Raw genomic sequence first — 14079 nt, forward strand, 5'->3', positions numbered from 1 at the left:
CGGGTCAGCGGGGGAGCAACTGCTGGCGTGGCAGGTTGCGCCGGCCCGGGATGACCTCGATCTTTGCCTTGCCTTCCCGTCGCACCACGTCAAGCGTGGCGGGCGTGCCGGGCGCCAGACTGGCCACGGCCGACAGGAGTTGGGCAACGTTGGTGACAGGTCGGCCAGCCACTGCAGTGATCACGTCACCCGGGCGAACCCCGGCCTGCGCTGCGGGGCCGTTTTGCAGCACGCCGCTGATGATGACGCCGGTGCCGGGTTGCATGCCGAAACTTTCGGCGAGTTCGGGGCTCAGGTCCTGTGGCTCCACCCCGATCCAGCCGCGCGTGACCTTGCCGTCCTTCACGATGGCGTCCATCACGCTGCGCGCGGTCGAGGTTGGGATGGCGAACCCGATCCCCATGGAGCCGCCGGAGCGCGAGTAGATTGCCGTGTTGATGCCCATCAGCTGGCCTCGCACGTCGACGAGGGCACCACCGGAATTGCCGGGGTTGATGGCAGCGTCGGTCTGGATGAAGTTCTCGAAGGTGTTGATGCCCAGTTGCGTGCGGCCCAGCGCACTCACGATGCCGCTGGTGACGGTCTGACCCACGCCGAATGGATTGCCGATCGCCAGCACCTGATCCCCGATCTCCAGCGCGTCCGAGTTGCCCAGTGTGATGACAGGGAGGTCGGTCAGATCGATCTTGAGGATCGCCAGGTCGGTTTCGGGGTCGGTGCCGATTACCTTGGCCACGGCTTTGCGCCCATCATTGAGGATGACCTCGATCTCGTCCGCTTCCTCGATCACGTGGTTGTTGGTCAGCACATAGCCGGCCGGGCTCACAATCACGCCCGAACCCAGCCCGCTTTGCTGCTGCGATGGCGTCTGGTCGCCGAAGAAGAAGCGGAACCAGGGGTCTGCACTTTGCGGGTTGTTGACCGGCGCCTTGCTGGTGTTGATGCTCACCACCGCCGCCGATGCCGTGCGCGCGGCAGCGCGGAAGCTCCCGGTGCCTTCGACCGGGGCCGCCACGCCCGGCGCAGGCGCCTCGAACACCGGTACCACGGCGGCCTGACGGCCCAGCCACTGGGGCTGCAGCGTGCTCACCACGAACAAGGCGGCCACCAGCACAGTGACGGTTTGTGTGAACAGAAGCCAGAGACGTTTCATGGGCGAGCGGGCAGGGTGGTCAGGCCGAACCGGAGGGGTTCGCGCACAAGCGGTATTGTCCTGCATATGGGAGGCCGGACGCAGGCTTCAACCCCGGCCGGCGCAGCCGTCCTCGTTGCGGGACCGGTGTCAGAATGCGGGCTCGTCCCCGGAATCGACACTTGGCCCATGACCACCTCGCGCACCCACCTGGTCGACACATTGGATCGGTTGCTCACCCCTGAGCGGTTCAAGGACTATGGGCCGAACGGACTGCAGGTCGAGGGCCGTGCCGAGGTCCGGCGGCTTGTCAGTGGTGTGACCGCAAGCCGGGCCCTGATCGAGGCGGCGATTGCCGAGCGTGCCGATGCCATCCTGGTGCACCACGGCCTGTTCTGGCGCGGACAGGATGGGCGAGTGACCGGCTGGATGAAGCAGCGCCTCTCGCTGCTGCTGGCGCACGACATCAACCTGCTGGCGTACCACCTGCCACTGGATGCCCACCCCGAGCTGGGCAACAACGCGCAACTCGCGCGCTTGCTGGGTGTCGCGGTTTACGACGATGCCCGAGGCCGCTTTGGCGAACAATCGATGGGTTTTCTGGGCGAACGGCGAAGCGATTCGGCGTCTGCCCTGGCCGACCATGTCGCCGCAGTGCTGGGGCGCCCGGTCACGCTGGTGGCCGGGCCCGACCACCCGGTGCGTCATGTGGCGCTGTGCACCGGGGGTGCGCAGGGCTACTTCGAGGCGGCCATCGCAGCGGGGGCCGACGCCTTCATCACCGGTGAGATCTCGGAGCCCCAGGCCCACTACGCGCGCGAATGCGGGGTGGCCTACATCGCCTGCGGCCACCACGCGTCGGAGCGCTATGGCGCCCCGGCCGTGGGGGCGCATGTGGCGGCGGCGCTGGGCCTCGAGCACGTGTTCATCGACATCCCCAACCCGGCCTGAGGCGGACCATGTCGACCCCCAAACCTCTGCCGCTTGTGCTCACCATGGGAGACCCTGCGGGCATTGGTCCGGAAATCGTGGTCAAGGCCTTGCGCGAGCGGCCCGACTTGCGGCGGCGACTGGTTGTCGCCGGTGACGTCGCCACCCTGCACCGCGCATTGCGCATCACAGCGCCACACGCGGGGTCGGCCGAGGAGTGCCTGATGCTGGCCGAAATCGACCGGCTGCACGCCGTTGGCGATGTGCCGCCCAATTGCATGGCGGCGGTACAGGCCTGCGTGCTGCCCGAGCCGGCGACGCTGGGGCACATTGACGCCCTTGCCGGGCGCGCGGCCGCCGACTGCGTTCGCTGGGCTGCGCAGGCCGCGTTGTCTGGCGAGGCCCGCGCGGTGGTGACGGCGCCCATTCACAAGGAGGCGCTGGCCGCAGCGGGCGTGGACCACCCCGGGCATACCGAGTTGCTGCAATCACTCGCCGCGGCGCACGCGGGCGTGCCGGAGTCCACCCTTCCGGTGCGCATGATGCTCAGTTGCCCCGGGCTGAGCACGGTGCTCGTGAGCATTCACCTCTCCCTGCAACAAGCCTTGCGTGCAGTCACGCAGGAGCAGGTGCTTCAAACCATTCGAATCACGCACGCCCACTTCCAGCGGGCCGGCCTGGACGCGCCGCGCATTGCCGTCGCCGGCCTCAACCCCCATGCGGGGGAGGGTGGTCTGTTCGGGCGGGAGGAAATCGAGGCCATTGGCCCGGCCATCGAGCGGGCGCGGCGCGACGGCGTGCTGGTCAGCGGGCCCCACGCGCCCGATACGGTGTTCATGCGCGCGCGGCAGGGTGCTTTCGATGTGGTGGTCGCGATGTACCACGATCAGGGGCTGATACCGGTGAAGCTGCTAGGGCTTGAGCACGGCGTGAACACCACGCTTGGGCTGCCATTTGTGCGAACCAGCCCGGACCACGGCACGGCCTTCGATCTCGCGGGCACCGGCCAAGCCAGCCCCACCAGCCTGTTGGCCGCGATCGACGCGGCCCTGGCGGCTACCTCGGGCTCTTGAGGCTGTCGCGGATCTCGCGTAACAGGACAACGTCTTCCGGCGTAGCCGGTGGCTCAGCAGGGGCAGGTGGCGCTTCGCGCTTGAGGCGGTTGATCTGCTTGACCATGACGAAGATGATGAACGCCATGATGGCGAAGTTCAGCGCCACCGTGATGAAGTTGCCGTAGGCCAGGGTGGGCACGCCTGCGGCCTTCAATGCCGCCAGTGTGGGGGCCGTGCCCTCGGGCACCTTGCCCAGCGCGATGAACAGGTTGGTGAAGTCCAGGTTGCCGAATACCGCTCCCACGATGGGCATGATCACGTCCTCCACCATGGAGGTGACGATCTTGCCGAAGGCGCCACCGATGATCACGCCCACTGCGAGATCGATCACGTTGCCCTTGACGGCAAATTCCTTGAACTCTTGCATCATGCCCATGGTTGTTCTCCAGAAGTAGAAGTCGGGTTGCGGGATGGACGGGAATGTGCGGGCATTCTCACACAGGCACGCGTGCGCAACCGCGCATCATCGAGCGCAACGCCCGAGGGCCAATAGCCCAGTCCCGCGCCCCGGCAAGCGGCAAAGCCCCGCAGACGCTCCAGTACAATGCCGGGTTGTCCCTAGTGTCCCGTCTCGACCCTCATTGAAAGATCCCCATGAGTGAAGCTACCGCCGGTGCGACTGTTGATCGCGGCCGCAGAACCTGGCTGATCACCTCTTGCGCCATGGGTGGCGCGGGTGCCGCCGCCGTCGCCGTTCCCTTCGTGAGCACCTTCCAGCCGTCCGAGCGGGCCAAGGCCGCGGGCGCGCCTGTCGAAGTGGATGTGTCCGGCATCCAGCCAGGCGAAAAGCTCGTGGTGGAATGGCGTGGCAAGCCGGTGTGGATCCTGCGCCGCACGCCGGAGCAACTGGCGGCCCTGGAATCCCTCGACAGCCAGTTGGCCGACCCGAATTCCGAGCGCACCAACTACCCCACGCCGGACTACGCGAAGAACACGCAGCGTTCGATCAAACCCGAGTACCTGGTGGTGGTGGGCATCTGCACCCACCTGGGCTGCTCGCCGGGTGACAAGCTCACGCCGGGCCCGCAGCCTTCGCTGCCTGACGACTGGAAAGGCGGCTTCCTCTGCGCCTGCCATGGCTCCACCTTCGACGTGGCCGGCCGCGTGTTCAAGAACAAACCGGCTCCCGACAACCTGGAAGTGCCTCCGCACTACTACCTGTCCGACACCACCTTGCTGGTGGGCGAAGAGAAACAAGCCTGAGCCCCAGCGCTGGCAGGCAACGCAACGGATTACAGAGGCATTCCATGGCTGAATTCAAAGAAATATCCCCCGACGCGCCGATCGGTCAGAAAGCACTGAACTGGATCGACAACCGGTTCCCCCTGTCCAAGCTCTACAACGAGCACCTGGCCGAGTACTACGCCCCAAAGAACTTCAACTTCTGGTACTTCTTCGGCTCGCTGGCCCTGCTGGTGCTCGTGATCCAGATCGTGACGGGCATCTTCCTTGTCATGCACTACAAGCCCGACGCCAATCTGGCGTTCGCGTCGGTCGAGTACATCATGCGCGACGTGCCCTGGGGCTGGCTGATCCGCTACATGCACTCCACGGGCGCCTCTGCGTTCTTCGTTGTGGTCTATCTGCACATGTTCCGTGGTCTGATCTACGGCAGCTATCGCAAGCCACGCGAGCTGGTATGGGTGTTCGGCTGCGCGATCTTCCTGTGCCTGATGGCTGAAGCCTTCATGGGCTACCTGCTGCCCTGGGGTCAGATGTCGTACTGGGGTGCCCAGGTGATCGTCAACCTGTTCTCCGCCATTCCCTTCGTGGGCCCGGACCTGGCCCTGCTGATCCGTGGTGACTTCGTGGTCGGTGACGCCACGCTCAACCGTTTCTTCAGCTTCCACGTCATCGCCGTGCCGCTGGTGCTGCTTGGCCTTGTGGTGGCGCACATCATCGCGCTGCACGAAGTGGGCTCCAACAACCCCGATGGCGTGGAAATCAAGGCCACCAAGGACGCGTCGGGCAAGCCGCTGGACGGCATTCCGTTCCACCCGTACTACACCGTCCACGACCTGCTCGGCGTGTCCGTCTTCCTGATGGTGTTCTCGGCCATCATCTTCTTTGCCCCCGAGTTCGGTGGGTATTTCCTTGAGTACAACAACTTCATCCCGGCTGACCCGCTGGTAACCCCGCTGCACATTGCACCGGTCTGGTATTTCACGCCGTTCTATTCGATGCTGCGCGCCATCACCACGGAGATGATGTACGCACTGGTCGCAATCGTCATCGTGGCGGCAGTGCTGGGTGCCATCAAGGCCAAGGTCTCCGGCGCGATCAAGGCCGGCATCGTGGTCGCTGCGCTGGTGCTGGTGGCGCTCATGCTGTCGATCGATGCCAAGTTCTGGGGCGTCGTTGCCATGGGCGGCGCGGTCATCATCCTCTTCTTCCTGCCCTGGCTCGACAACAGCCCGGTCAAGTCGATTCGCTACCGCCCGCGCTGGAACTTCTGGCTCTACACAGTCTTTGTGATCAACTTCCTGATCCTGGGCTATCTCGGTGTGCAACCACCCTCGCCGATCGGCGAGCGCGTGTCGCAAGTGGGTACGCTTTTCTACTTCGGCTTCTTCCTTCTGATGCCCTGGTGGAGCCGCCTCGGTGAATTCAAGCCGGTGCCAGACCGCGTGACCTTTCAGCCCCATTGAACCCCACAGAGCCAATCCGGAGATTCAAGCAAATGAAAAAGATCCTCGTGGGCTTCATGCTGGCCCTGGGCATGTCGGGTGCGGCGCTGGCCGCTGGCGGCGGCATTCCGCTGGACAAGGCACCCCAGCGCACCAATGACATGGCAGCGCTGCAGAACGGTGCCAAGTTGTTTGTCAACTACTGCCTGAGCTGCCATTCGGCAGCCTTCATGCGATACAACCGTCTGCGCGACATCGGCCTCAACGACAAGCAGATCGCAGAAAACCTCACTTTTGCCACCGACAAGATCGGTGACACGATGAAGGCGGCGATCGATCCGCGTCAGGCCAAAGCCTGGTTCGGCGCCAACCCACCCGACCTCACCTTGATCGCTCGTTCGCGTTCCAGCCATGCCGGCACCGGTGCAGACTATGTCTACACCTTGTTGCGCAGTTACTACCGCGACGAGACCAAGCCCTCGGGTTGGAACAATCTGGCGTTTCCGAATATCGGCATGCCTCACCCCCTGTGGGAATTGCAAGGTGAACGCCGCCCTGTTTACGAGAAGGTCGAGAGCCATGGCCATGAGGTGGAGCGCGTCAAAGGCTGGACCACCGTGAAGGCCGGTACCTTGAGCGAGGCCGCCTACGACGACAACGTCGGTGATCTGGTGGCCTATCTGCAGTGGATGGCTGAGCCGGCCCAGAATTCGCGCGTGCGCATCGGCGTCTGGGTGCTGCTGTTCCTGGCGGCTTTCACCGTGGTCGCCTGGCGTCTGAATGCGTCGTTCTGGAAAGACGTCAAATAGGTCCGAGACGGATTGGGGGGCGCTTCAATGGCCTCCTCGACCGTTCCACAGTGGTTTGCAGTGCCGTTCCGGCATGTTCGCAAGCCACTGTTTTTTGCTTTAAGGAGACTCCCTCATGATGGTCTTGTATTCGGGTACCACCTGCCCTTACTCCCACCGCTGCCGTTTCGTCTTGTTCGAGAAGGGTATGGATTTCGAAATCCGGGACGTTGATCTTTACAACAAACCCGAGGACATCGGCGTCATGAACCCCTATGGGCAGGTGCCCATCCTGGTCGAGCGCGATCTGATCCTCTATGAGTCGAACATCATCAACGAGTACATAGATGAGCGCTTTCCCCACCCTCAGCTGATGCCGGGAGACCCCGTCGACCGCGCGCGCGTGCGCCTGTTCCTGCTGAACTTCGAGAAGGAGCTGTTCACGCATGTGTCCATGCTGGAGTCGCGCAGTTCCAAGGGCAACGAGAAAGCACTGGAAAAAGCCCGCTCGCACATCCGTGACCGCCTGACCCAGCTCGCGCCGGTGTTCCTGAAGAACAAGTTCATGCTGGGTGACAATTTCTCCATGCTCGACGTGGCGATCGCGCCGTTGCTGTGGCGGCTGGACTTTTACGGCATCGAGTTGAGCAAGAATGCGGCCCCCCTGCTCAAGTATGCGGAACGCATTTTCTCCCGCCCGGCCTATATCGAGGCGCTCACACCCTCCGAAAAGGTCATGCGCAAGTAGTCTGATCCCTTCCCCGCATGGCGATTCGCACCCTCAAGTTTTCATGAGCGCTTTCGAACACGACGCTCCGTCCACCCGGCCCTACCTGATTCGGGCACTGCACGAGTGGTGTGCCGACAACGGGTTTTCCCCGTACATCGCGGTGCAGGTTGACGGGTCAGTGCGAGTGCCCATGGAGTTCGTGAAAAACGGGGAGATCGTGCTCAACGTGAGCATGGAGGCCACCAGCGCACTCAAGCTTGGCAACGACTTCATTGAATTCAAGGCACGTTTCGGAGGGGTCGCCCGTGAGATCGTGGTGCCGGTCAGCCATGTGATAGCCATTTACGCGCGCGAGAATGGGCAAGGCATGGCTTTCCCTGCTCCGACAGCTGTTGCGATTACCGCCGAGCCAGTGGCCGGGGGCAAGGCGTTGGCCGAGAGTGCGCGCGGGGAGGGCGTCACTGACCCGCCTGCGCGAGGTGCGTTGCGCGCCGTTCCGAGTGATCCCCCCCCTTCGGAGGATGGCGCCCCTCCCGAGCCACCGCCCGCTGGCCCAGGTCGTCCGGGCGGCAAGCCTCAGTTGAAACGGGTCAAGTAAAATTTCGGGTCCTGCCGCTTTAGCTCAGTTGGTAGAGCAATCGTCTTGTAAGCGATAGGTCGTCTGTTCGAGTCAGACAAGCGGCACCACACATCTGTCCGGTAGCGTCCAATACAAGCCAAAAAACCTTTTTGAATCAATCAACTAGGTGACCTCAGGCTCCGGATTGCTCTCAAGACGTCCATTGACGTCCGACCGGTAATGGCGGTATCTTTGGCGGTACCGGCGACATCTCGCCGAAGAGATACCGTCATGGCACTTACCGACGCCGCATGCCGCAATGCCAAGTTTGAGGACCGCCCCAAAAAGCTCGCGGATGAGCGAGGGCTATATCTCCTCGTGAAGGCGGCCGGGAAGTACTGGCGTTGGGATTACAGGTACGCGGGCAAAAGGCTCACGATGGCAATGGGGGTGTACCCAGAGGTTGACCTTAAAACTGCTCGGAACGTGAGAGACGAGGCTCGAAGGCTGCTTCGAGATGGAGTGGACCCGATGGCTGCTAGGACCTCGTCGCGGAGGCAAGCGGCCCAGTCCGTTGCAAACAATTTCAAAGCGGTCGCATTGGACTGGCATTCTGTGAGAGCGGCGCGATGGGCGACTGTCACCGCAAAAAAGCATATGACGCACATGGAAAGCGACATATTCCCTACGCTCGGAAATCGGCCCATTGCAGAGATTGATGCCCCCGAGCTGCTTGCTCTGTTCAGAAAGGTAGAGGCAAGGGGGGCTGCCTACACGGCGACGCGTATTCGGGACATCTGCAGTCAAGTCATCGCATACGCGATCGCAACGGGGCGGGCAACACGTAACCCTGCAGCCGACCTTGCAAAAACCATTGCCGTGCCAAATGTGAAGCATCGACCGGCACTCACCGATCGACGTGAGTTTGGGAAGTTTCTTCGCGATCTCAAAGAATATCGCTCTGCGGACAAGCTGACGCTCATGGCGACCAAACTCGCATTACTGACGTTCGTCCGCTCGCAGGAACTCAGATATGCACGTTGGAGCGAGATCGATTTTGAAGCGAAGGAATGGCGCATCCCCGCCGCTCGAATGAAGATGGGCAAAGGGCTCAATCAAGCGCACATTGTTCCGCTTAGTCCACAGGCAATATCGCTACTTCTCGAAATCAAAACGTACGTGGGCGACGTAGAGAACGTCTTTCCGAATAACACTGGTTCCGATAAATTCATGAGCGAAAATACCATTGGGCGGATGCTGATTCGTATGGGTTACCAAGATCGTCAGACCCTGCACGGATTTCGCGCATCAGCACGCAGCCTTCTTTCCGAAAGAGGGTGGACAGTGCCGGCTCTCGAAAGGCAATTGGACCATGCCGAGAGGAGCAAAGTCGTAGCTGCTTATTCGCGGAGTGATTTCCTAGATGAGCGCAGGCAAATAATGCAAGATTGGGCAAATTTGCTGGATTCGTTAACCTCAGGCGACAACGTTTTGCCTTTTTCAAAAAAAGCTGCTTGATGCTGCAAAAATCGCGCTAATTGCCAAGAGGTCTTTACTAGAGAGTTCGGCCTTGTCACAATGTCCATATTGATTCAATAGAGGACATAGACAATGATTATCGCAGCAAGAGCTCGCCACGTAGTGCGCCCACGCTCCAATTTCATGCGCGCAAAACAGGCAGCGCAGCATTTTGGTATTGCGCATTCGACCCTGTGGCTATGGGTCAAGAGTAAAGAGGGATTTCCTCAGCCAATTAAGGCGAGCGCGAGGGTCACCTTGTTCGACATTGACGCAATCGAGCAGTTCCTTCGCGAAAGCTATTCTGCCATTGCTTAGAGGCTGTTCCAAGCAGCGCTTTATCTCTAACCAATCAGTGGCCAAAATCTGAGGTGGTAAGACCTCGATTTGCAAACGATTTCAAATTTCCCGCTGCTTGCACACCCCGTGTGTCTATCAGGGGGTCAGACGTACACGGATCAGGTCGTATGTCATTCAGAACAAGATTATTCGTCGATAGACTGACGCTCACATATGACGTGCCACGCGATGCTCATGATGACGTATTAGCACGCATACAGGCCCTCGTAAACGATGAGCGCCTCACGCCAGCATACAGAGGAGACCTCAGAGCAAACTACCGAATGGCGTATTCATACGAGTTTGGGAACGGGGCTAAGCTCTACCTACAAGCCCACCCATGGGGTGATGAAAATGCCTTCTCCAGTAGGGCTACACGAAGCCGTAGATTCCTGCGTATCGACTGGAATCCACAGAAGGCAGGTCGAGCAGGTGCCCGTGGCTCAGATCAAGTTGTAGACCTCCTCATTGCGTTGGTCCCAAACTTCAACTATGAGTCGTGGTGTGAAGAGATGTGCATCACCAGGATTGATGTCGCCTTCGATGTGCGGAAGCAACCCATGAACGACTTGCAAGTGTTTTCACTGTTGCGAAGAGCGTTTACCGGTCACTACAAATATGGTCCGCTTGCGTTGCTAAATGCCATAGAAATTGGGAGAGCCAAAGGAGATAAGTATCTCCGGGTCTACGATAAAATCGTTCAGCTAAAAAATGCCCTATTAGAGGGGAATTCGGATCCTTTGGAGCGCTATTTACCGCCTGCGCGGGGGCGTCGAACAATACCGCATGTGCGATTCGAGTTGCAACTCCGAGATGTAGGTAGCTTGCCAGACCTATTGAGGATGAGTAACCCTTGGGCGGGTTTTACTGTTCGTACTATTCGTGGAATTGCCGAACGCGGAACTGGACATGTGTTCTCTTGGTTTCTGGATTCTTGCCGAATGCGCGGAGTTCACGCCGCGCTTTCATTTATCGAAGATCAGCGCCAAAGAACCAAATTTGCCAATAGAGTGCGCGAGGCTTCCCCTCCTACGTGGTGGGACGCAGATGCAATCTGGGCAGAACTCGGGGATGCATTGCAGGTTGCATTCACCTCCTAAGTCTATTAAAGCGCACATTGCCAGATGCTCTGCAAAAATGTACGGGTTTGAGCGATTGCAAACGATTTCAAAATAAGCGTCAGTGCCCGTTTGTGTTCGCAGTTGAAGAGTGCAACACAAGGAAATTGAGTAGCACTAAATTTCGATTTCGGGCTACTCAGATTTTTGGTCCGTTGGTGGCTCTTTCGCGCTATCGTCAGGCGCAGCATACGCAGGCAGAAAATCAAGCAACTCTTTCGGGGGCACGCCGAGGGTATGTGCTAGCACACAGATATTGATGAGTGACAGATTGCGCTGCCCCCTTTCGATGCCGCCGACGTAGGACCGGGCTAATCCGCTCTTGAGAGCAAGCAACTCTTGTGACCACCCGCGAGCCTTTCGAATGGTGGCGAGGCGCGCGCCGAATAGTGTGGGAGGGTTGTACTCCATTTCATAGCTTCCTGAGTTGCAGGAAATCTATGACTTTGAGTCCGATAAGGCCACGCCCTATAATGACACTCACTATCAGTGACATTTTTCCCGGCTGCAGTCTTCGCGCCTTGCGGGCGGCTGCCGGGCCTGCACTCAACCCTCCGCCATCCCCGAAATCGAAGTCATGAAAACTCTTGCGCTACCTCTGGCCTTCGCTGTGTTGTCACTTGTCGCAGGCTGCGGCACACCGGTTCGAGCCCCTTCGAATTACAAGCCCATGCCGCAACCCCCGACGGTCACGGATGTGTACAACCGCGTGCTAGCGTCCGCTCGCGCAATCGCGAACACCGGGGCTACGCAACTAAAGTCAATGGGAGAGGAGGCATTCATGGACCGCGCAAAGCAATCGGTCGCTGCCGGTCTGAAAGATCCCGCTAGCACGCAGTTCAGAGACGTGAGAGTCGTCTCACATGCCGACGGCTCATTGGTCTGCGGCGAACTGAATTCAAAGAATAGCTACGGTGGATATGCCGGGTTCGTCTACTTTATTGCCAACGCATCGCAAGGCGAAATTGACCGTGGAGGTCTAGGCATGACACCTGCGTTTATCAAAGTCTGCGGCATGCGATAAGGGGGTACTTCTTGGCGCAGTAGCGTGCAATTTCAACAGGCTCCGACCTAGATTGCAGGTGCGAGCCTACCGAAGTCAATTAGGCGTCTTCGTCCTCGGCATCTGCCGGCCCGGCAGGGGCATCCGCAGCACGCCGCTCTGCAAGCCACTGCAGACGCTTTGCTTGCGTCAGCAGGGTCTGCCTTATACCGGGACCAACACGACGCTCGCTGATGCCTGTGGCCAACGCTGCAAGCGTCTGCGCACGCCGGGCAATGCGGAGGTCCGGATGGTCCCTTAGCTCTGTGATTTTTGGGGTGGCAATACGACGTTCGAGGTGTGTCGGAATCTCAACCTCGACCTTCGGGGCAGGCGGAGGCTTTTCATTCAGAACGGCCTGGAACTTCGACGCAAGCAGCAACTGAGAAAAAACCTTGTGTTCTAGGGCGTCAATGAGGTTTTTCGCTTCTCGGTCACTCGATTTTCTGCCTTGCAGGTGCGCCATGGGATACACACGCACCGTGCAAACCTCGAACGGATCCAAGATGTTTTTGGCGACTGCGTCGCTGCGCCGGCCAGTTAGGTGGCGTCCAATGCGAGAGGACAGGCTCTCTCTCGTCTGGCCAACATAGATTGGCTCGGAGTCGTAGTCGAAGAATGCATACACGCCCCACTGCACGGTGCCCAAGGGGATGGTCCTAGTTCCTTCATCGGTATCAAATTCATAGGGCTGACGCAAAAACTCAGCCAAGGCCTGAATCTGTTCGGCGACCTCGAAAGGAAGTGAAACTGTGTTGTCCTTAGCCGGTGTTTTTTCCGGCTTGTCAGATGGTGTCGCGGTCATGCTGCGCGGCGCTGAGCTTGCCGCGCGTTCGCCATCATCAAAGGCTCTAGCAGGTGTCTAGCAAGATGAGCGACTACGGGGACCACCACCCCATCTCCGGCAACGTGATACGCGTCGTTGTATCTCGCTGGGAGCTTGTAGGAGTCATCCAAGCCCATAAGCCTTGCTGCTTCGCGAGGCGACAGCAATCGAGTCCGTATACGTGCGCCTTCCACCACAATGATCGTCTGACGACTTGACCCGCCAGATGGGGTGCGCAGGCAACCGGAAACCCCATCAAACCGCACCTCAGCGCGTTGAACGCCAAGACGCGTCCGGCGGTAGATGGTGCCTACAGTAAGCCGGCCTTCCGACTGGGCTTTCAGAACCTTCGCGCGATGCAATGGAACCATCATTTCAAGAAGGCGCTTTGTTTCCGTCCGCGTGTGCCACTTGACGCCTTGGGGTTCTCGCTCGATCACGTCATCCATGGTTTTAAGCAGCTTTTCTGGTCCCGGCGGATTGAACCATACCCAGCTCTTCTTGGCCCGCGCGGGGAGGCGGTTAAATGCCCTAATAAGCGCATCGGGGTGCCATGCAGGTGCCGGCCCTTTGTGAGCTACACCGTCAGGCAAACGGTACTCTTTGCTTACCCCGATGATGAAAAGACGCGGGCGAGATTGCGGGACGAAGTGCACAGCGTCCACTACCATTGCTCCGACAACGTAGCCCTCGCGCAAAATAGCATTGACGATGGCTTCGAAGTCAGCTCCTTCGTGGCTTGTAAGAGCGCCGTATACGTTCTCAAGCACTACCAGTGGGGGCTTACGGCCCAACTTGTTCAAACCCTGAATGAGTTTCCAGAAGCCCCAGAAACATCCTGAGCGATCGCCCTGCAGACCTGCGCCCGCGCCCGCAAGCGAAAGGTCTTGGCAAGGGAACGAGCCCCAAGCCAGATCGGCGCGACCTGGGAGCTTCGCGGCTTTCAGGTCGTAGATGTCTCCGACATGCAGGTGGTCGGTCCCATAGTTCTCCGCGTAGGCGGCGGCCTTCATGGGGCTGATATCGTTAGCCAAAAGGCATTGCCAACCGTCACCCAGACCGGCCCGGGCCATCCCGCCGCCGGCAAAAAACTCATAAAAGGTTCGGTTGTCTTGCATGGTTACCTCCGCGCGGATTGTAGAGTCTCAATGCTGGTTGCGTGTACAGTTTTGCTTGGCCCTACGTCGCAAAGGCAGCTAGGCTGCGTTGAGGCTTTCCAACGACCTTTTTCCTCTCGACGCTGGCGGGCATGCGACGCAAAGTGACGGTACTTTCGACGGTACTTGTTTGGGTTCAACTTCACAAAGCTAGACGCTGCGCGGCCTACCGTTGCGTTTGCGAGTCAGACAAGCGGC

General features: G+C 59.8%; 15 protein-coding genes and 1 tRNA gene. 11 read left to right on the plus strand and 5 right to left on the minus strand.

Annotated features, from left to right (window positions below; genetic code table 11):
• Positions 1-4: 4 nt before the first annotated feature.
• On the minus strand, positions 5-1153 hold the full coding sequence (locus AB7P10_RS00235) for a S1C family serine protease (protein WP_428291830.1): 1149 nt from the start codon (positions 1151-1153) through the stop codon (positions 5-7).
• A 168-nt stretch (positions 1154-1321) separates the two neighbouring features.
• Here AB7P10_RS00235 and AB7P10_RS00240 point away from each other — a divergent pair, with 168 nt between their 5' ends.
• Together AB7P10_RS00240 and pdxA are read left to right on the plus strand one after the other, a co-directional pair.
• On the plus strand, positions 1322-2083 hold the full coding sequence (locus AB7P10_RS00240; protein WP_428291831.1) for a Nif3-like dinuclear metal center hexameric protein: 762 nt from the start codon (positions 1322-1324) through the stop codon (positions 2081-2083).
• A gap of 8 nt (positions 2084-2091) precedes the next feature.
• A complete protein-coding gene (gene pdxA / locus AB7P10_RS00245) occupies positions 2092-3135 on the plus strand; it encodes a 4-hydroxythreonine-4-phosphate dehydrogenase PdxA (protein WP_428291832.1) in 1044 nt (347 codons plus the stop codon).
• Here the strand turns inward: pdxA and mscL are convergent.
• Positions 3119-3553: a large conductance mechanosensitive channel protein MscL gene (gene mscL / locus AB7P10_RS00250; protein ID WP_428291833.1), complete on the minus strand. Its 435-nt coding sequence runs from the start codon at positions 3551-3553 to the stop codon at positions 3119-3121. The two genes, pdxA and mscL, sit on opposite strands and share 17 nt — an antisense overlap.
• Positions 3554-3771: 218 nt before the next feature.
• On the opposite strand from mscL, the gene petA reads away from it, so the two are divergent.
• From petA to AB7P10_RS00290, 8 genes are all read left to right on the plus strand, one after another.
• The gene (petA, locus tag AB7P10_RS00255) at positions 3772-4380 is read left to right on the plus strand and encodes a ubiquinol-cytochrome c reductase iron-sulfur subunit (protein ID WP_428291834.1); all 609 of its coding nucleotides are present in this window, start codon (positions 3772-3774) and stop codon (positions 4378-4380) included.
• A 44-nt stretch (positions 4381-4424) separates the two neighbouring features.
• Positions 4425-5825 carry a cytochrome b gene (locus tag AB7P10_RS00260; protein ID WP_428291835.1) on the plus strand — a complete coding sequence of 467 codons (1401 nt, stop codon included), beginning with the start codon at positions 4425-4427 and terminating at the stop codon, positions 5823-5825.
• A 32-nt stretch (positions 5826-5857) separates the two neighbouring features.
• Positions 5858-6613, plus strand: a complete 756-nt coding sequence (locus AB7P10_RS00265) for a cytochrome c1 (RefSeq protein ID WP_428291836.1) — start codon at positions 5858-5860, stop codon at positions 6611-6613.
• Positions 6614-6728: 115 nt separating this feature from the next.
• Entirely contained in the window at positions 6729-7340 is a 612-nt protein-coding gene (locus AB7P10_RS00270; protein ID WP_297654072.1) for a glutathione S-transferase N-terminal domain-containing protein, read from the plus strand.
• A 43-nt stretch (positions 7341-7383) separates the two neighbouring features.
• Positions 7384-7920, plus strand: a complete 537-nt coding sequence (locus tag AB7P10_RS00275) for a ClpXP protease specificity-enhancing factor (protein WP_428291837.1) — start codon at positions 7384-7386, stop codon at positions 7918-7920.
• A gap of 13 nt (positions 7921-7933) precedes the next feature.
• Positions 7934-8009, plus strand: a tRNA-Thr gene (locus tag AB7P10_RS00280).
• Between the two features lie 163 nt (positions 8010-8172).
• Positions 8173-9399, plus strand: coding sequence for a tyrosine-type recombinase/integrase (locus tag AB7P10_RS00285; protein ID WP_428291838.1), 1227 nt, complete (start codon positions 8173-8175; stop codon positions 9397-9399).
• Between the two features lie 899 nt (positions 9400-10298).
• On the plus strand, positions 10299-10838 hold the full coding sequence (locus AB7P10_RS00290) for a hypothetical protein (protein ID WP_428291839.1): 540 nt from the start codon (positions 10299-10301) through the stop codon (positions 10836-10838).
• A gap of 153 nt (positions 10839-10991) precedes the next feature.
• Here the strand turns inward: AB7P10_RS00290 and AB7P10_RS00295 are convergent, their stop codons facing one another.
• The gene (locus AB7P10_RS00295) at positions 10992-11267 is read right to left on the minus strand and encodes a helix-turn-helix domain-containing protein (protein WP_428291840.1); all 276 of its coding nucleotides are present in this window, start codon (positions 11265-11267) and stop codon (positions 10992-10994) included.
• 370 nt (positions 11268-11637) lie between these two features.
• Here AB7P10_RS00295 and AB7P10_RS00300 point away from each other — a divergent pair, with 370 nt between their 5' ends.
• A complete protein-coding gene (locus AB7P10_RS00300; protein ID WP_428291841.1) occupies positions 11638-11880 on the plus strand; it encodes a hypothetical protein in 243 nt (80 codons plus the stop codon).
• A 79-nt stretch (positions 11881-11959) separates the two neighbouring features.
• Here AB7P10_RS00300 and AB7P10_RS00305 read toward each other — a convergent pair whose 3' ends face one another.
• Positions 11960-12703: a GIY-YIG nuclease family protein gene (locus tag AB7P10_RS00305; RefSeq protein ID WP_428291842.1), complete on the minus strand. Its 744-nt coding sequence runs from the start codon at positions 12701-12703 to the stop codon at positions 11960-11962.
• Positions 12700-13842, minus strand: coding sequence for a DNA cytosine methyltransferase (locus tag AB7P10_RS00310; protein WP_428291843.1), 1143 nt, complete (start codon positions 13840-13842; stop codon positions 12700-12702). The genes AB7P10_RS00305 and AB7P10_RS00310 overlap by 4 nt, the downstream gene beginning before the upstream one ends.
• Between the last annotated feature and the right edge of the window lie 237 nt (positions 13843-14079).

The organism is Hydrogenophaga sp., from assembly GCF_050182545.1.
Classification (GTDB): Bacteria; Pseudomonadota; Gammaproteobacteria; order Burkholderiales; family Burkholderiaceae_C; genus Hydrogenophaga.

Coding starts and splice junctions, on each gene's coding strand:
- AB7P10_RS00300 (WP_428291841.1), top strand. CDS start 11,638: ATGGACCGCGCAAAGCAATCGGTCGCTGCCGGTCTGAAAGATCCCGCT.
- AB7P10_RS00310 (WP_428291843.1), bottom strand. CDS start 13,842: ATGCAAGACAACCGAACCTTTTATGAGTTTTTTGCCGGCGGCGGGATG.
- AB7P10_RS00275 (WP_428291837.1), top strand. CDS start 7,384: ATGAGCGCTTTCGAACACGACGCTCCGTCCACCCGGCCCTACCTGATT.
- AB7P10_RS00270 (WP_297654072.1), top strand. CDS start 6,729: ATGATGGTCTTGTATTCGGGTACCACCTGCCCTTACTCCCACCGCTGC.
- AB7P10_RS00265 (WP_428291836.1), top strand. CDS start 5,858: ATGAAAAAGATCCTCGTGGGCTTCATGCTGGCCCTGGGCATGTCGGGT.
- AB7P10_RS00260 (WP_428291835.1), top strand. CDS start 4,425: ATGGCTGAATTCAAAGAAATATCCCCCGACGCGCCGATCGGTCAGAAA.
- petA (WP_428291834.1), top strand. CDS start 3,772: ATGAGTGAAGCTACCGCCGGTGCGACTGTTGATCGCGGCCGCAGAACC.
- AB7P10_RS00285 (WP_428291838.1), top strand. CDS start 8,173: ATGGCACTTACCGACGCCGCATGCCGCAATGCCAAGTTTGAGGACCGC.
- AB7P10_RS00240 (WP_428291831.1), top strand. CDS start 1,322: ATGACCACCTCGCGCACCCACCTGGTCGACACATTGGATCGGTTGCTC.
- AB7P10_RS00290 (WP_428291839.1), top strand. CDS start 10,299: ATGAACGACTTGCAAGTGTTTTCACTGTTGCGAAGAGCGTTTACCGGT.
- mscL (WP_428291833.1), bottom strand. CDS start 3,553: ATGGGCATGATGCAAGAGTTCAAGGAATTTGCCGTCAAGGGCAACGTG.
- AB7P10_RS00305 (WP_428291842.1), bottom strand. CDS start 12,703: ATGACCGCGACACCATCTGACAAGCCGGAAAAAACACCGGCTAAGGAC.
- AB7P10_RS00295 (WP_428291840.1), bottom strand. CDS start 11,267: ATGGAGTACAACCCTCCCACACTATTCGGCGCGCGCCTCGCCACCATT.
- pdxA (WP_428291832.1), top strand. CDS start 2,092: ATGTCGACCCCCAAACCTCTGCCGCTTGTGCTCACCATGGGAGACCCT.
- AB7P10_RS00235 (WP_428291830.1), bottom strand. CDS start 1,153: ATGAAACGTCTCTGGCTTCTGTTCACACAAACCGTCACTGTGCTGGTG.